Below are 16,819 nucleotides of genomic sequence, written 5' to 3'. Positions count from 1 at the left end.
TCCGGAGTGCACTGCTATGGTGTCACTCATGTCTCACACATGTGTGAAACATGAGTGAAACCAAGAATGACGGACGGGGAATGCGCTCACCCAACGGTGAAGCCGCAGGCACTATGTGATTGGGGGATCACGCCTGCGGCCCTGGCATGAGGATTAGTTCCGGAGCCGCGCACCCCGTCCGCGTTCTTGGGCCGTCTCCGGTACGCCCGGACGGTCGAGCAACATCCGCTGCCTGTGGGGGACCAGCGGAGATTGCGGGTGAAAGCCAGCGAAGAGGATTCGCTGGCTTTTGCTGTTTCCGGGGTGGGGCCCGCCCCTCGCCTCCGCTACAGCCGGGGCGTTCGGGGAGGATCGGTACGGCGGGATCCGGTGGCCTCGAACGCAGCACCCAGCCGGAGCAGCGCGTTGTCTTCCCAGCCTCGCCCGGCGAAGGTCAGCCCCACCGGCATGCCAATATCCGGCAGGGTACCCATCGGCACCGTAACTGTCGGAATGCCCAGATGCCGCAGCACCAGGTTTCCGTTTGCCACCCACACGCCGTTGCGCCAGGCGAGATCCGCGGAATCCGGGTTTATGTCGGCGTCGGCAGGCCCGATGTCCGCCACGGCCGGAAACACCACGGCATCCAGCCCGAGCGAATCCATCCACTCCTCGAGGTCGATCCGCCGGGTTTCCTCCAGTCCGCGCACGCCGTCTGCCAGATGCTGAATGTCGGTGAAGGAGTCCGCCGGGTGCTCCCGCACATGCTGCGGGTACATGGCGATGTCGTCATCGAACCCGGTGTACCGGTCCGGCAGCGCGCCTTCGGGATGCGGGAAGATGGCGGCGCCGTCGACGTCGGCCAGCGAGTTCAGCGCCGGATCGCCGTTGGCCGCCAGGAAGTCATCCCATGCCCAGGCCGAGAGGTCCACGATTTCCCGCCGCAGGAACTCCGGGCTGACCAGCCCGCGGGTGGCGACGGTCGGGGCGCCGGGCCGGTCGCCCTCGTAGTTGGAGACCACCGGGAAGTCGACCTCCACCACCTCGGCCCCGGCAGCTTCCAGGTCACGCCGCGCGGCCTGCCACAGATCCAGCACGCTGGCCCGGGTGTCGATCCGCTGCCCGGTCGGCCCGCCGATGCCGGGGGAGTCCGCAGTGCCGGCCTCGGGATCGGCGTTGAGGTACATCTTCGGCACGCCGAACCGTTTTCCGGCCAGCACTGCGCGGGCCTCGGTGCCAATCGCCAGGGACGGGTACGACGGCGGACGCACCGCGGATGCGCAAGGCAGCTTCACCCACGGCTGGGCGCGCCAGAAATCTCCGCGCGTCTCGGCGTCGTCCGCCACGATCACGTCCAGGACCTCCAGCAGGTCCGCCATGGTGCGGGTATGCGGAACCACCACGTCCATGGTGGGAACCAGGGGCCAGTTGCCGCGGATGGAGATCACGCCGCGGGAGGGAGTGTAGGCGCAGAGCGCATTGCACGACGCCGGTGCGCGGCCCGAAGACCACGTCTCCTCACCCAGGCCGAAGGCCGCGAAGCTTGCTGCGGTCGCCGTCCCGGACCCGTTGGAGGAACCGGACGCGAACGCCGAGGTCAGGTACTGCGCGTTGTACGGGCTTTCAGCGCGGCCGTACAGTCCGCGCTGCATACCGCCGTTGGCCATGGGCGGCATGTTCGTCAGGCCGATCAGTACGGCGCCGGCCTCCCGCAGCCGGGAAATGGTGAACGCGTCCTGTCGGGCCACCAGGTCCGCGAAGGCCGGCGAACCGGCAGCGACGGTGAGCCCGCGGACCTTGAAACTGTCCTTCGCGGTGTACGGAATGCCGTCCAGCGGGCCCAGGGTTTTCCCGCGGGCGCGCCGGGCGTCGGAGGCACGGGCCTCCTCCAACACGTCCGGGTTCTCCACGATGACCGAGTTCAGCGCAGGCCCGGACCTGTCATACGCCTCGATTCGCGCCAGGTACGCGGCGACGAGTTCCTCGCTGGTGGTTTTCCCGGATTCAAGCGCCTCCCGCAGCTCGGCAATGCCGGCTTCAACGACGTCGAACATCAGGCATCTGCTCCTGCAAGACCAGGACGGGGAGTTTGCTGCTGCTGGGTGATGCAGTGGATGCCGCCGCCGAATTCGAAGATGTCCCGGGCGTCCACGAGTTCGATGGTGCGGCCCGGGTAGACGCGGGACAGGATGTCCGCGGCGGCGGCGTCGTTCGCGTCATTGAAACCGCAGAGGATCACGGCGTCATTGGCGACGTAGTGGTTGATGTAGGAGTAGTCCACGAAACCGTCGCCGGCATCGATCACCGCGGGGGCGGGGACGTCGATAAGCTCCAGCTTCCGGCCACGGGCGTCCGTTGCGGCGTCGAGGACCGCCCGGATTTCCCGCATCACTTCGTGGTCCGGATGGGCCGGGTTGTCCTGCCGGTGCAGCAGGACGGTGCCCGGGGAGGCGAAGCACGCGACGATGTCCACGTGGCCGCGGGTGCCGAACTCGTCGTAGTCCCTGGTCAGGCCGCGCGGCAGCCAGACGGCCTTGGTGGTGCCGAGCCGGGCGTGGATTTGAGCTTCGACGGATTTCCGGGTGGCGCCGGGGTTGCGCCCCGGATCCAGCTGCACCGTTTCGGTGAGCAGCACGGTGCCCTCGCCGTCGGTGTGGAAGCCGCCGCCTTCATTGACCAGGCCACTGGAGTGCACCGGCACGCCGGCCTGCCCGGCCACGAACCGGCCCAGGTGCTGGTCCTTGTCCCACGCTGCCCAGTCCTGGGCGCCCCAGCCGTTAAAGATCCAATCCACGGCCGCCACGGAGCCGTCCGCGGCGTGGACGAACGTGGGCCCGGAGTCCCGCAGCCATGCGTCGTCCAGCTCTGCGGCCAGGACCCTAATCCCGTCGCCGAGGTATTCGCGGGCGGCATCCAGGTCTGCCGGTTCGGCCAGCACCGTGACCGGCTCGTATCGGGCGATGGTGCGGGCGACGGCGGACCAGGCGGTACGGGCCCGGTGCAGGGTGCTGCTGCCGGGCTTGCCGAAGGTCTCATTCGACGGCGGGAAGGCCATCCAGGTGCGCTCGTGGCGTGCCCACTCGGCCGGCATGAAAGTGGTGCTCGAAGACATATGGGTGGATCCTTACGGGTCGTTTAGCTCAGGGTAGCGGCAGCGGCGTCGAAGACCGTTTCACCGCCGGTAACGGTCAGTAACACGCGGTTGGCCAGCAGGTTCTGTGGAGGAGCGGTGAGCGGATCGCTGGCCAGGACGGTTGATGCCGTGCTGGCGGTAGGATTCGGCAATGGCCGTGACACTGCTGAACCCTCATGCCCTCCCCGAAGTGCCGCTGTACCGTCAGGTCGCCGTCGCCTCCGGATCAAGAATGGTCTTCATCGCCGGCCAGGTTGCCGTGGACTCCTCCGGCGGCCTCGTGGGGAAAGGGGATCTCGCCGCTCAGTCAGAGCAGGTGTACCTGAACCTGGCCGCAGCCCTGGAGGCAGCGGGCGCAACGTTTGCCGACGTAGCCAAGCTGACCTGCTACCTGGTGGACTACGCGCCGGAGGACTTCCCGCTGTTCATGGAAGGCCGGAACCGCGCCATCTCCAGGCTGGGCATCACCGAGCCGCTTCCGCCGTTCACCGGCATTGGCGTGGCGGCCCTGGCAGGCCCCGGACTGCTGGTGGAGATCGAAGCCGTGGCCGTGCTGGACTGACGTCCGCCCTCCCGCGGTGTCCGTCCCCGGGGCTAGGCTCCGGGCATGGGTTGGGGAGAATTCTGGCCGGCAGTCACGGACTGGGCCATCACGTGGATACCGGTGCTGGGTCCGCTGGGAATCCTGGCGACGGCGCTCGTTGCCTATTTTGCGTACCGCCAGAAGCTCGAGGCAGACCGCCGGGCGCAGTGGTGGGTGCGGGCGCAGTGGGCACTCGAGGCTTCGCTGAGCGCTAATCCGCGCAGGTCGCTGGCCGGACTCGCCGTGCTCAATGACCTGAAGACTTCCTCGCTGGCGACCCGGGAAGACCAGGAGCTGTTCCGGCTGATCGGAGCGACGGCCCGGGAGGAGCTCGCCGCCGGTGCGGAGCCAGGCCCGGCGGCGGCGCGGATGCCATCCCCGGCTGCCCCGGATGCGCGGAACGCGGACGACTGCGGTCCCGAGGCGCTCCGGGCCCGGCCCGGCGGGCGTGCCGGGCCGGAGCCGGGGCCGGTGCTGGAATCCGCGTTGAGGACGCAGGTGGAAAAGCTCGCAGGGGAGGGGCCGGAACCGCCCTCCGCGTTGCCGGGTCTACCGGGCGCACCTACCGTGGGAGAAGTGCGAAACCACTGACCCGCAGGCTTTCCTGCCGAGTCCGGACCAGCGAGGCGATTATGGGCTCCCAGCCGTTCGATCCCCGGGACTCCCAGGGATATCCGCCGCCGAACCGGAACCCGAACCCGAACGCGGGCAGGGGGCTGGCGGCCGCCGGCCTGGTCGCCGGCATCCTCGCGCTGCTGCTGTTCTGGTTTCCTGTGCTCAACCTCGCGGCCGTGGTGCTCGCCATCATCGGGCTGGGCCTGGGCATCGGCGCGCTGGCAGCCGCCGGCCGGGCCCGGAGCTCGGCAAAGGGACTCTCGGTTGCGGCAGTGATCATTTCCGCTGCCGCGCTGGCGATGAGCGTCCTCGGGGCGATCATGTGGGCCTCACTGTTCACGCCGATGGAGCGGAATACCGTGACCCCCTCGCCCGAGCCCACCGGCACGGTCACCCGCACCGCCGCGCCGCCGTCCACGACGGCCGGGACCGCCAGCCCGCCGTCGTCGTCCACTCCCACCGGAACGGCCGGGACAACTTCCCCGCCCGCCGTGCCGACCAGCGGTGCCACCGCCTCCCGCTGATCCAGTGAGTAATCCGGTGTGGCCGGCCCGGTAATCCGGCAGATCCTTGAAGCCCCTGCCGTGCGCGCCTACCGTTGAGTGACCCGAAAAATCGACCCGCTGCCGGGAGGGCCAGAAACAGGGTTCCCTTGCTGCGGCGTCCGAATCCAGGCGAGGCGATCATGGGTACAGGTCCAGACGATCCGATGTACGGCTACGGCGGACAGGGGTATCCGCCCCCGCCGGGACTTCTACAATCCAACAAGGGCAGGGGGATGGCCCTGGCAGGACTGATCCTGGGCATTGTGGCACTGTTCCTGTTCTGGATTCCGATTATCAGCTGGGTGGCGCTGGTCATGGCGCTCGTGGGCCTGGGACTCGGCATAGCAGCCCTGGTAACTGCGGTCCGCGAGCGGACGTCGGCGAGGGGGCTGTCCATCGCCGCCGTGGTGGTTTCCGGTGTAGCCCTGCTTGCCTCCATTTTGGTTACGGCGTTCTGGGGTGCGCTCTTCAGCGCGGTGGATGACGAGGCGAGCAACAACTCCTCCTCCACAATCACTCGGGGTGCCACGGACAGTCCGCCCGTGTCCGGTTCCGCGACCTCGTCCTCTTCTGCCTCGGCCACGGCGAGTGCTCAACTGCTTCCGCTGGGCACCGCAGGGGAGGTGGGGGATTACGCCGTCACGGTTTCCAGCGTCCAGCTGGGCGCGACCGACGCGATCCTTGGCTTCAACGAGTTCAACCAGGCACCCGAGGGGCAGTACGTACTGATCACCCTTGACGTGGTTTACAACGGCACCGAAGAGGGAGATCCGTGGCTGGACCTAAGGACGAACTTTGTGGGCTCCGACAACCGCCAATATGACGAGTCGACGTGCCTCGCTGTCCTGGATCTCCAGGGAACTTCGGTGCCCACGCTGGAAAACGGCGGCGAGGCCCAGTATGAGGTCTGCATGGACGTTCCCGCCGCGGCGCTTCCGGGCCAGCGCGTCCTGGTGGAGGACACCTTCGGACTTACCGAACCGACCGAGGCGAGCTGGCAGACCGAGTAACCGGGCGCCGTCGTCCTCTTCCGGTCGGGCCCGAGCTCGAACGGACAGTCAGCCCTGCAGTGTTGGCGGCGGCCAGGGCTCCGAGGATGAGGGCAAGGCCGGCCAGCTGCCCCGGCGAGAAAGCTTCGCCAAGCACGGCAGCACCGGCAGAGGCAGCGACCACGGGGCTGAGCAGGGACAGGAAGCTCACGCTTGATGCCGGCAGCCGTGCGATCCCGCGGAACCACAGCCAGTAAGCCAGCACGGTTCCCACCAAGGCCAGGTAGAGGTAGCCGGCAAGGTTCGCGCCGGTGAAGACGGGCAGGGCGGGACCTTCGACGGCGAGCATGACCGGCACCAGGAACACCCCGCCGGCCACCAGCTGCCAGGCGGTGGACGCCAGCGGTCCGGCGTGAGGCTGCCAGCGCTTGGTCAGCACGATGCCCGCTGCCATCGAAGCCGCCCCGCCAAGGGCTGCCAGGACTCCGACGGCGTCGAGCCTGGCGTCCGCGGACAGGACCAGCAGGCCCACCCCGGCAATTCCTGCGACGCCGGCGCTGAGCTTCACCGGACCCAGGCGCTCGCCGAGCACCCGCGCCGCCAGGACCGCCACCAGCAGCGGCTGCACCGCCCCCACCATCGCCGCGACGCCGCCCGGCAACCGGTAGGCGGCGATGAACAGCAGCGCGAAGAACGCACCGAAGTTGAGCAGGCCCAGCACGGCCGATTTCCACCACCAGGCGCCGGCCGGCAGTCGGCGGAGCAGCGCCAGCAGCACCAGCCCGGCGGGCAGGGAACGCAGGACGGCAGCCAGCAGGGGGCGGTCCGGCGGCAGCAGCTCGGTAGTCACAAGATAGGTGGTGCCCCAGGCTGCCGGAGCCAGGGCGGTCAGGAACAGTACCCCGAGTATTTTTCTAAGCACTTAGCCATAATTGCCTAAGTGCTTAGCAAAGTCCATAACTGTTTCTGCCATTTCGGGGAGGATCGGAGCGCGCATGTCACAACCCCGCACCCTGTTGTGACCTGCGTCATGCCTCAAGTACAGTAATCCCGAGCTTGATTCGAATATTGAACTAGTTGTTCAAATATCGAACACGAAGAACCAGAGAAGTGAGGACACTGTGCAGTTCCACCACCACGGCTACGTTTCCGGAGATCCCCGCATCGAGCCGGCAGCCGGCGTCGGCATTGACCGCCCCGAAGAGCTCCCCGGGGAAGTCGACGTCCTGATCGTGGGCTCCGGCCCGGCCGGGATGCTTGCTGCGGCACAGCTGTCCCAGTTCCCCAACATCACCACCCGCATCGTGGAGCGCCGCCCGGGCCGCCTGGTCATCGGCCAGGCCGACGGCATCCAGGCCCGCAGCGTGGAAACCTTCCAGGCCTTCGGCTTCGCGGAGGAAATCACCGCCGAGGCATACCGGATCACCGAGATGTGCTTCTGGCGCCCGGACCCGGAGAACCCGGAAAACATCGTGCGCTCCGGCCGCGCGCTGGATGACCCGGCCGGGATCAGCGAATTCCCGCACCTGATCGTCAACCAGGCCCGCGTCCTGGATTACTTCTCCCGGTACATGGCCAACTCCCCGGCGCGCATGAAGCCGGACTACGGCTACGAGTTCGTGGACCTGGAGGTCGACGACGCCGCCGAGTACCCGGTCACCGTTACCCTGCGCCGCACTGCCGGCGATGACGAGGGCACCGAGCGCACGGTCAAGGCCAAGTACGTGGTGGGCTGCGACGGCGCCCGCAGCAAGGTCCGCCAGGCGATTGGCTCCACCCTGGCCGGCGACGCCGCCAACCACGCCTGGGGCGTCATGGACGTCCTGGCCTCCACAGACTTCCCGGACATCCGCACCAAGTGCGCCATCCAGTCCTCCAACGGCGGCTCGATCCTGCACATCCCGCGCGAAGGCGGACACCTTTTCCGCATGTACGTGGACCTGGGCGAGGTCCCCGAAGGGGACAACGGCGCCGTCCGCAAGACCAGCATCGAGGAGATCATCGCCAAGGCCAACGCCATCCTGCACCCCTACACCCTGGACGTGCGCAACGTGGCCTGGCACAGCGTGTACGAGGTAGGCCACCGGCTCACCGACCGGTTTGACGACGTCAAGCCGGAGGAAGTGGGCACCCGCACCCCGCGCGTCTTCATCACCGGCGACGCCTGCCACACCCACAGCGCCAAGGCGGGACAGGGCATGAACGTTTCAATGCAGGACGGCTTCAACATCGCCTGGAAGCTCGGCCACGTGCTGGACGGCCGCGCCCCGGAATCCCTGCTCACCACGTACTCCGCGGAGCGCCAGGTGGTGGCCAAGAACCTGATCGACTTCGACAAGGAATGGTCCACCCTCATGGCCAAGAAGCCGGAGGAGTTCGAGAACCCCTCGGACCTGGAGGACTTCTACGTCCGCACCGCCGAGTTCCCGGCCGGCTTCATGACCGAATACACGCCGTCCATGCTGATCGGCGAGGCCAGGCACCAGGACCTGGCCGCCGGCTTTACCATCGGCAAGCGCTTCAAGTCCGCACCGGTGCTGCGTGTCAGCGATACCAACCCGCTGCAGCTGGGCCACCAGGCCAAGGCCGACGGGCGGTGGCGCATCTACGTCTTCGCAGACGCAGCCCCCGCCGGCGCGCAGTCGGGTGTGACCGAACTGGCCGAGTGGCTGCAGAACGCACCTGAATCCCCGCTCGCAGCCCAGCCGGCCGGAGGCGACGCCGACGCCTGGTTCGACGTGAAAGTCATCTACCAGCAGGACCACACCGGCATCGACATCAACGCCGTGCCCTCCGTCTTCAAACCGCAGGTTGGCCCGTTCCGCCTGACCGACCTGAACAAGGTCTACGGCGCCAACCCGGAGGAAGACATCTTCGAGGCGCGCGGCCTGGACCGCTCCGGCGTCGTGGTGGTGGTCCGCCCGGACCAGTACGTCGCCAACGTGCTGCCGCTGACGGCCACGGCAGAGCTGGCCGAGTTCTTCGCCCCGCTGCTCCCGGCGCGCCAGGTGCAGCACTAGTACACGTCAACAGAGGACGACGGCGGCGCTTTGCGGTGCCGCCGTCGTCCTGCGTTTTGAGCACCTGAAGTTCCGCACTCCCTGTCCGGACATCTTTGCTGCGCCGTACGCTGGGCTTAGCAGTGCGCAGGCTCCCGCCGGCCCAGGAGGTGAGCGATGACCGAACCCCAACCAGGCCTGGGACAAAACCGCATCCGGACGCTGGCCGTACTCTCGGTCCCGGCGGTCCTCATCGGCGCCGTCTCGGCCGTGAGCCTCTACGGCCTGGATGAGCTGAGCCGGCTGCTCCAGGACGTGCTCTGGGACGTCCTGCCGCACGCTGCGGGCATTGATCCGGACGGCGGCTGGTGGATCTTCGGGATGCTGACCGGCACCGGACTGGCGGTGGGCCTGATGGTGCGGTACCTCCCGGGCCATGCCGGACCCGACTCCGCAGCCGCGGAACTGGGCGGCTCCGCCCTGCCGCTGAAAGTGGTTCCCTCGCTGGCCGCCGTGGCCGTCCTCGGCCTGGCCGGCGGGGTGAGCCTGGGCCCGGAGAACCCGGTCATCGCCATCAACACCGCCGTGCTTACCGCCCTGCTGGCCCGGTTCTTCAGCCGGATACCGGCACGGCTGGTGGTTGGCCTCACGGTGGCCGGTACGGTGGGGGCGCTGTTCGGCACTCCGGTGGCCGCGGCCCTGCTCTTTACCGGCATGGCCGGGGCAATGACGGGCCCCGGAGCGCTGTTCGACAAGCTGTTCCTGCCGCTGGTCTCCGCCGGGGCCGGCGCGGCCGCCATGACCATGCTGGGCGGGACAATGCTGCCGGCCGGTATTCCGGAAGCCGCCGGTAACCCCGGAGGCTGGGACGTGCTGGCCGCCATGGTCATCGCCCCGCTTGCGGCGGGGTTTGGCCTGGCCGGGGTGTTCGCGTTCCGCTCGGCGCACCGGATGTTCCACAGGCTGCGCAACCCCGTCCTGTTCACCACCCTCGGCGGAGCGCTGCTGGGCCTGCTGGGTGTCCTTGGCGGACCGCTCACGCTGTTCAAGGGCGCCGAAGAATCCGAGGAACTGCTGCACGACCCCAGCGAATCCCTCGCCACGCTGGCCGTCCTGGCCGTCGTGAAGCTGGCGGCGCTGGTAGTTGCCGCCTCCGCGGGGTTCCGCGGCGGCCGGATCTTCCCGTCCGTGTTTGTGGGCGTGGCGTTCGGGCTGGCCGCAGCGGCCCTCCTGCCGGATATCCGCGCGGACGTCGCGGTGTCGGCCGCAGTGCTGGGACTGGTACTTGCCATTGCCCGCGACGGGTGGCTGGCACTGTTCATCGGCGTCGTTATCTCCGGGGACGCGGCCGTGACCGCAATGCTGTGCCTTGCCGTGCTGCCCGCCTGGCTGGTGGTCACCACCGCGCCGCACATGCTGGCGGAGGACGACGGCGGTGCGCAGGCGGCCTGAGCGGTTCAGGACTGTTGGCGGCGCTGAGCCGCGGGATACGATTCCGGCCACAGTCCATTGCAGACACAATCCATTGCAGACATAGTTCATGGCAAAGGAGCAGGCATGAAAGCTGTACGAGTGCACCGCTACGGGGAAGACGCCTCCATCGACGATGTGCCGGAGCCGGAAATCACCGGCCCGTGGGATGTGCTGGTGAAAGTGGGCGCGGCCGGAGTCTGCCGGACGGACCTGCACGTCCTGGAGGGACAGTGGGATGCGATCCAGCGGCCGGAACTGCCCTATATCCTGGGGCACGAGAACGCCGGCTGGGTGCTGGAAACCGGTTCAGCGGTGACCAGTGTCCAGCCCGGGGACACGGTGATTATGCACCCCGTGGTCACCTGCGGGTTCTGCGCCGCGTGCCGGGCCGGGGAAGATTCGCATTGCGAGGCCTCAAGCTTTCCCGGCCTGAACGCCGACGGCGGCATGGCGGAGCTGCTCAAGACCAGCGCCAGGGCGGTGGTCAAGCTGGACTCCTCCGTAGCGCCGGCGGACGTGGCGGCCCTGGCCGACGCCGGCCTGACCGCCTACCACGCGGCGCGCAAGGCCGTGCCGCTGCTGCCGCCCGGTTCCGAAGCCGTGGTGATCGGTGCCGGCGGGCTGGGGCACATTGGCGTGCAGTCCCTGAAGGCACTGACTGGAGCGCACATCACCGTGGTGGACACCTCGGACGCAGCCCTGGCACTGGCCAAGGAACTTGGTGCCGACGCAACCGTGAATCCCAACGACCTGCATCCGGCGGCCCGCGCCGTCGGCGGACCCCCGGCAGACGCCGTCGTGCTGGCGGTCCTGGATATCACCTGCGGGGGCGCGCACGTGGTCTTCGATTTCGTGGGTGAGCACGGCACCGAAATCACCGGACCGGCTATGGTCCGCAACCGCGGCAGCTATTACGCCATCGGCTACGGCGGCACTCTGGCGCTGCCCACCATTGACCTGATCTCCCGGGAAATCAGCGTGGTGGGAAACCTGGTGGGCACCTACCAGGACCTGGTGGAACTGATGACGCTGAGCTCACAGGGGGAGATCGCCCTGCACACCACCTCCTATGACCTGCTTGACGCGGTGCAGGCACTGCATGACCTCGACGCCGGAAAACTCACCGGCCGGGCGGTCCTGGTGCCCAACCCGTGACTGATCGGACCGCCATACTCGGCGGCGGCGTCCTGGGCCTGTCCACCGCGGTGGAGCTGCTGCGCGGCAGGGCGGAGGTGCTGCTGCTGACCGAGGCGAAAGCGAGCGGCGGGGCCTCCGAGCGTTCACTGTCCTGGCTGAATGCCGGCGGGGCGTACGGGGAGCAGTACTTCCGGCTGCGGATGGCCGGAATCGACCGCTACCGCTCGCTGCTGGCACGCCGTCCCGGGGCGGACTGGCTGGCGTTCGACGGCGGCCTGTACTGGGATGATGACCCGTTCGAGGTCATTGAGCGCCACAACCGGCAGACCCGGGACGGTTATGAAGCCCGGATGCTGGAGCGCGGCGACGCCGCGGCCCGGGTGCCCGGAATCGATCCGGGTGTCCTTCCGCACCGGGTACTCTTCAACCCCGGCGAAGGCTGGGTGGCGCTGCCGCAGCTGATGCGGCTGCTGGCTGAAGAGTTCACCGCGCGCGGCGGCACGCTGGTCGAGGATGCGGGGCTGTGTTCCGTCGTCGCTGGGGAGGACGGCAGGGCATCCGGGGTGCGGACCACGGACGGCGACGAGTACGAAGCCGGAACGGTGGTGGTGGCCTGCGGTGCGGGCACCCCCGCCGTGCTGGCCGGGGCCGGGATCGTGCTGCCGGACGCCTCCGATCCCGCCGTGCTCCTGGTCTCGGAGCCGCTGCACCACGGGCTCCGGGCCGTACTGAATACGCCGCGGCTTTCCGTCCGTCCGCACCCGGGAAGCCGGCTGGCCATGGACCACACCTGGTACCTGGACCTGGTCCACCGGCGGGAGGACGGCAGCTGGGACGTTCCCGCAGATGTCCTGGAGGACGTGGCTGCCGAGGCAGGACGGCTGCTGGCAGGAAACCCGGAGGTGCGGATCAAGTCCTGGCATGCGGGGCTGAAGCCCGTGCCCGGCGACGGTGAACCCGTGCTGGGCGAACTGCGCGCGCTGCCGGGATGCTGGGCGGTGTTCACGCACTCCGGCGCCACGCTGGGGCTGATCGCCGGTGAGCTGGTGGCGGATGAAATCCTTACCGGCCGCCGGCATCCCCTGCTGGAGCCGTTCCGGCCCGAACGCTTCGACTTCGGATGGGAATCTTGACGGCGGCGGGCAAATCGCCGGGCGGTTGGCCCCAGCCGAACCGTCAGTCCGGGAGCCAGAGGAACTAAGACCGGGCGGCCGCCTGGGCCGCAGGCTCCGAAGCCGGGGCCGGCGCAGCCGCAGGCGCAGCCAGCAGCCCGGAGAACGCCAGTTCGGCCGCGCCGACCAGCAGCAGGTCCGCGCCGAGCGCCGCCCTGCTGATCTGCACCTGCCGGCCCAGGCCTCCGATGGCGCCCTGAGCTACGGCGTCCTGCAGCCGTTCCGGGTCAAAGGAGAACAGCACGCCCAGGAAGCCGCCCAAGAGAATGGTGCGCGGATTGAAGATGTTCACGAAGTTGACCAGCGCTTCGGCGAGCAGGTCCAGCTGGCGGGCGGCAACGGCGTCGAACTCCGCGGTCCGGCGGCCGGACATGGCGGCCTCAAGTTCATCGAGGTCCGCGTGCTCGAGTCCCAGCGGCGCCAGCAGCCCGCCCAGGTTCACTTCCGTTTCAAGGCAGCCCCGGCGGCCGCAGAAGCAGGGCAGCCCGTCCGAGCGGACCAGCGTGTGGCCCAGTTCCCCGGCAAATCCGGCCTGCCCGCCGAGCGGCACACCGCCGACGACGGCGCCGCCGCCGATTCCGCTGGCACTGCCGTTGAGATACACCACATCGTCCTGTCCCACGCCTGCACCGAAGACGGACTCGGCGAGCGTGCCAAGGGTGGCGTCGTTTCCTGCGAACGCGGGGAGCCCGAGTGCCGAGGACAGGGCCTGCGCGAGCGGTTCATCCGTCCAGCCCAGGTGGGGTGCCAGCCGTACCGATCCGTCGGCGCTGTCCACCAGTCCGGGAACGGCGGCGCCCACTCCCACAACCCGGTCCATCGTGGCCAGTTCGGCGGCCATGCCTTCCACCACCGCCCGGGTGATGCTCAGGGTTTCCGGAACTCCCGGCACTGTGCCGGCGTCGTACCGGACCCGGCGGTGCACCTTCCCGCCCAGGCCCACCAGGCCCACAGTGACGGCGTCGACGTCGGGATGCACGGCCAGCGCAGCGATTCGTTCGTTGGGGTGGACCAGGGGGCTGGGCCGCCCGGCCCGGCCGGCAGCGGCGGGCTCGGTCTCATAAGCCAGCCCCAGACGGGACAGCTCGGCGGCAAGTGCACCAATGGTTGACCGGTTGAACCCGGTGAGCCGGGTCAGCTCTGCCCGGGAGAGCGCTCTGCGTCGGTGCAGCAGGGTCAGCACCCGGGACAGGTTCTGCACGCGGATGCTGTCGGTGGCCGGTTTGCTCGGCATGCGCTGGGTCCTTTACGGAGAGAACTGGACGCTTGATTGTTGCACGGAACACCATTTTCAACAGCACGTTGCGTTAGGAAAGGTGTGCCGGGAACCCATTGACAGCGGCTTGGGGCATGCATATGTTGTTGACCACAACTAATTCAGTGGACCCACATTCTGGAGCAGAGCACCATGACAAAGACGCCAACACCTGCCGACCGCTTCACCTTTGGACTCTGGACCGTGGGATGGACGGGCAATGACCCGTTCGGCACCGCGACCCGGGCAGACCTGGACCCAGTCGAAGCCCTTCATAAGCTGGCGGACCTGGGCGCCTACGGCGTCACCTTCCACGACGACGACCTGGTTCCCTTCGGCTCTTCCAAGCAGGAGCGGGACCTCATCCTCAAGCGCTTCCGGGCCGCGCTGGCGGACACCGGACTGCAGGTTCCCATGGTCACCACCAACCTGTTCAGCCACCCGGTGTTCAAGGACGGCGGGTTCTCCTCCAATGACCGCTCGGTGCGGCGCTTCGCCCTCCGCAAGGTGCTGCGCAACCTGGACCTGGCCGCAGACCTTGGTGCGAAGACGTTCGTGATGTGGGGCGGGCGCGAAGGCGCGGAGTATGACGGCTCCAAGGACATCTCCGCGGCGCTGGACCGCATGCGCGAAGGCGTGGACACCGCGGCCGGGTACATCAAGGAGCAGGGCTATGACCTGCGGCTCGCGCTCGAGCCCAAGCCCAACGAACCGCGCGGGGACATCCTGTTGCCCACCGTCGGCCACGCTCTGGGATTCATCGCCCAGCTGGAACACCATGACATCGTGGGGCTGAACCCGGAAACCGGGCACGAGCAGATGGCCGGGCTGAACTACACGCACGGCATCGCGCAGGCACTCTGGGCCGGCAAGCTCTTCCACATCGACCTCAACGGCCAGAAATCCATCAAGTATGACCAGGACCTCGTCTTCGGGCACGGTGACCTGACCAGCGCCTTCTTCACGGTGGACCTGCTGGAGAACGGCTTCCCGAACGGCGGGCCGGTCTACGACGGCCCGCGGCACTTCGACTACAAGCCCTCCCGGACCGACGGGTACGACGGCGTGTGGGAGTCGGCCGCGGCGAACATGTCCATGTACCTGCTGCTGAAGGAACGCGCCCAGGCTTTCCGCGCCGATCCGGAAGTCCAGGAAGCCCTGGCGGCGTCCGGCGTCGGCGAACTGGCCGAACCCACGCTGGCAGCGGGGGAGAGCACCGCGGACCTGCTCGCGGACACCGCCGCGTTCGAGGAGTTCGACGCCGATGCTGCCGCCCAGCGCTCCTTCGGCTTTATCCGGCTGAACCAGCTTGCCCTGGAGCACCTGCTCGGCGCGCGCTGACCTGGCGCTGCAGAGCGGTTTGCTAGCATCCAAGGGCCGGGCACTGAAGCCCGCTCCGCCTGTTGAAAGGTCCGATATGCCGCTTGTCGCAGGAGTGGACAGCTCCACGCAGTCCTGCAAGGTCGTTATCCGCGACGCCGAAACCGGGGCCCTGCACCGCCAGGGAACAGCCCGGCACGCGCCCGGGACCGAGGTGGATCCGGAAACCTGGTGGCGGGCGCTGCTGGAGGCTGCCGCGGCCGCCGGCGGCCTGGATGACGTCGCCGCCGTAGCGGTGTCCGGCCAGCAGCACGGCATGGTCTGCCTGGACGCAGACGGGGCAGTGGTGCGCGATGCGCTGCTGTGGAATGACACACGGTCCGCCGCCGCGGCCCGGCACATGATTGAAGACGCCGGGCCCGACGGCGCGGCCTACTGGGCGCAGACCACCGGCACCGTTCCGGTTGCCTCCATTACGGCCGCGAAGCTGAAATGGCTGGCGGACAACGAACCCGAGAATGCCGCTAGGACCGCCGCGGTGTGCCTGCCGCATGACTGGCTCTCCTGGCGGCTGGCCGGACACGGGCCGGGCAGCGGAGGCCTGGCGGCCCTGCGCACGGACCGCTCAGACGCTTCCGGCACCGGCTACTGGTCTCCGGCGACCGGCCAGTACCTGCCGGAGGTCCTGGACGCGACGCTCGGGCACGTTCCCGCGCTGCCCGTGGTCCTTGGTCCGCTGGAGCCCGGGCTGCAGACTGCCACGGGGACCGTCATCGGGCCCGGAACCGGTGACAACGCCGGTGCAGCACTCGGCGTCGGCGCCGTTGTGGGCGATGTTGTGGTGTCCGTGGGAACCTCCGGGACCGTCTTCGCGGTGACCGAGGACCCCACGGCGGATGTCACCGGACTGGTGGCAGGGTTCGCGGATGCCACCGGCAACTTCCTTCCGCTGGCCGCGACGCTGAATGCCTCCCGGGTCCTGGATGCCACGGCAGGTGTGCTCGGCGTCGACCTTCCGACCCTCACCGAACTGGCCCTGACCGCCGAGCCCGGCGCCGGAGGACTGTCCCTGGTTCCCTACTTCGAAGGGGAGCGCACGCCCAACCTGCCCGAGGCGCAGGCCAGCCTGCACGGCATGACGCTGGCCAACTACACGCCAGCCAACCTGGCCCGCGCGGCCTTCGAAGGCGTGGCGTGCTCGCTGGCGGACGCCTTCCGCGCCGTGACCGGTCTGGGGATCGAGGCGCGGCGCGTCATCCTGGTGGGCGGAGGGGCGCGCTCGGTGGCCATGCAGCAGACGCTGTCCTCCGTGCTGGGCATGCCCGTGGACGTTCCGGAGCCGGGGGAGTACGTGGCCGACGGCGCTGCCCGCCAGGCTGCCGCAGTGCTTTCCGGAGCCTGGCCGGAGTGGAAAACCCAGGACTCATTGACGGTTTCTGCCCCGGCGGCGCCCCTGGTGCTGGAGCGTTACCGTGCCGCAGCGCAGCGCATGCACGGGTCCGCCGGCTGACCTGCGGCGAAGCTTTACCCACGGCAACGGCAAGCCCGTTTGCCATGGGTAAAAATTACTGGGTACTGTGACGGGCGTAACTCCTGTATCCGGCGCATTGGCGCGCCGC

15 protein-coding genes are annotated in these 16,819 nt (G+C 68.6%); 10 read left to right on the top strand and 5 right to left on the bottom strand.

The features are described 5' to 3' along the window. Positions 1 to 326: 326 nt before the first annotated feature. The 3 genes from ITX31_RS03855 to ITX31_RS03845 are packed head-to-tail and all read right to left on the bottom strand — an operon-like array spanning position 327 to position 3,264. Positions 327 to 2,033, bottom strand: a complete 1,707-nt coding sequence (locus ITX31_RS03855; protein ID WP_194782129.1) for an amidase — start codon at positions 2,031 to 2,033, stop codon at positions 327 to 329. Beyond that, on the bottom strand, positions 2,033 to 3,091 hold the full coding sequence (locus ITX31_RS03850; RefSeq protein WP_228528937.1) for an agmatine deiminase family protein: 1,059 nt from the start codon (positions 3,089 to 3,091) through the stop codon (positions 2,033 to 2,035). The genes ITX31_RS03855 and ITX31_RS03850 overlap by 1 nt, the downstream gene beginning before the upstream one ends. Positions 3,092 to 3,114: 23 nt before the next feature. Then, positions 3,115 to 3,264 (bottom strand): hypothetical protein, encoded by a 150-nt coding sequence (locus ITX31_RS03845; protein WP_194782128.1) that lies wholly within the window; start codon positions 3,262 to 3,264, stop codon positions 3,115 to 3,117. Between ITX31_RS03845 and ITX31_RS03840 the strand changes: the two genes are divergently transcribed. The 4 genes from ITX31_RS03840 to ITX31_RS03825 all read left to right on the top strand — a co-directional run bounded on the left by ITX31_RS03840 (position 3,264) and on the right by ITX31_RS03825 (position 5,865). Beyond that, a complete protein-coding gene (locus ITX31_RS03840; protein WP_194782127.1) occupies positions 3,264 to 3,674 on the top strand; it encodes a RidA family protein in 411 nt (136 codons plus the stop codon). The two genes, ITX31_RS03845 and ITX31_RS03840, sit on opposite strands and share 1 nt — an antisense overlap. 45 nt (positions 3,675 to 3,719) lie before the next feature. Further along, on the top strand, positions 3,720 to 4,286 hold the full coding sequence (locus tag ITX31_RS03835; RefSeq protein WP_194782126.1) for a hypothetical protein: 567 nt from the start codon (positions 3,720 to 3,722) through the stop codon (positions 4,284 to 4,286). A gap of 41 nt (positions 4,287 to 4,327) precedes the next feature. Continuing rightward, on the top strand, positions 4,328 to 4,834 hold the full coding sequence (locus tag ITX31_RS03830; RefSeq protein WP_194782125.1) for a hypothetical protein: 507 nt from the start codon (positions 4,328 to 4,330) through the stop codon (positions 4,832 to 4,834). Between the two features lie 161 nt (positions 4,835 to 4,995). Next, the gene (locus ITX31_RS03825) at positions 4,996 to 5,865 is read left to right on the top strand and encodes a DUF4190 domain-containing protein (RefSeq protein ID WP_194782124.1); all 870 of its coding nucleotides are present in this window, start codon (positions 4,996 to 4,998) and stop codon (positions 5,863 to 5,865) included. Here ITX31_RS03825 and ITX31_RS03820 read toward each other — a convergent pair. Further along, on the bottom strand, positions 5,828 to 6,766 hold the full coding sequence (locus tag ITX31_RS03820) for an EamA family transporter (protein WP_194782123.1): 939 nt from the start codon (positions 6,764 to 6,766) through the stop codon (positions 5,828 to 5,830). The genes ITX31_RS03825 and ITX31_RS03820 overlap by 38 nt on opposite strands. A gap of 199 nt (positions 6,767 to 6,965) precedes the next feature. Here ITX31_RS03820 and ITX31_RS03815 point away from each other — a divergent pair, with 199 nt between their 5' ends. From ITX31_RS03815 to ITX31_RS03800, 4 genes are all read left to right on the top strand, one after another. Next, positions 6,966 to 8,864, top strand: coding sequence for an FAD-binding monooxygenase (locus tag ITX31_RS03815; RefSeq protein ID WP_194782122.1), 1,899 nt, complete (start codon positions 6,966 to 6,968; stop codon positions 8,862 to 8,864). 156 nt (positions 8,865 to 9,020) lie between these two features. After that, a complete protein-coding gene (locus ITX31_RS03810; protein ID WP_194782121.1) occupies positions 9,021 to 10,295 on the top strand; it encodes an ion channel protein in 1,275 nt (424 codons plus the stop codon). Between the two features lie 105 nt (positions 10,296 to 10,400). After that, positions 10,401 to 11,471 carry an NAD(P)-dependent alcohol dehydrogenase gene (locus ITX31_RS03805; RefSeq protein WP_194782120.1) on the top strand — a complete coding sequence of 357 codons (1,071 nt, stop codon included), beginning with the start codon at positions 10,401 to 10,403 and terminating at the stop codon, positions 11,469 to 11,471. Further along, the gene (locus ITX31_RS03800; RefSeq protein ID WP_194782119.1) at positions 11,468 to 12,586 is read left to right on the top strand and encodes an NAD(P)/FAD-dependent oxidoreductase; all 1,119 of its coding nucleotides are present in this window, start codon (positions 11,468 to 11,470) and stop codon (positions 12,584 to 12,586) included. The genes ITX31_RS03805 and ITX31_RS03800 overlap by 4 nt, the downstream gene beginning before the upstream one ends. A gap of 64 nt (positions 12,587 to 12,650) precedes the next feature. Here ITX31_RS03800 and ITX31_RS03795 read toward each other — a convergent pair whose 3' ends face one another. Further along, entirely contained in the window at positions 12,651 to 13,859 is a 1,209-nt protein-coding gene (locus tag ITX31_RS03795; RefSeq protein WP_194782118.1) for an ROK family transcriptional regulator, read from the bottom strand. A 174-nt stretch (positions 13,860 to 14,033) separates the two neighbouring features. Between ITX31_RS03795 and xylA the strand changes: the two genes are divergently transcribed. Beyond that, positions 14,034 to 15,221, top strand: a complete 1,188-nt coding sequence (gene xylA, locus ITX31_RS03790) for a xylose isomerase (protein WP_194782117.1) — start codon at positions 14,034 to 14,036, stop codon at positions 15,219 to 15,221. A gap of 76 nt (positions 15,222 to 15,297) precedes the next feature. Beyond that, positions 15,298 to 16,710 carry an FGGY family carbohydrate kinase gene (locus ITX31_RS03785; RefSeq protein ID WP_194782116.1) on the top strand — a complete coding sequence of 471 codons (1,413 nt, stop codon included), beginning with the start codon at positions 15,298 to 15,300 and terminating at the stop codon, positions 16,708 to 16,710. Positions 16,711 to 16,819 lie beyond the last annotated feature (109 nt).

Origin of the sequence: Arthrobacter gandavensis, from assembly GCF_015355785.1 — a bacterium.
GTDB classification, from domain to species: domain Bacteria; phylum Actinomycetota; class Actinomycetes; order Actinomycetales; family Micrococcaceae; genus Arthrobacter_B; species Arthrobacter_B gandavensis_A.
Note: the sequence above shows the minus strand (reverse complement) of the source record. Positions and strands in the feature narration are given on the sequence as shown.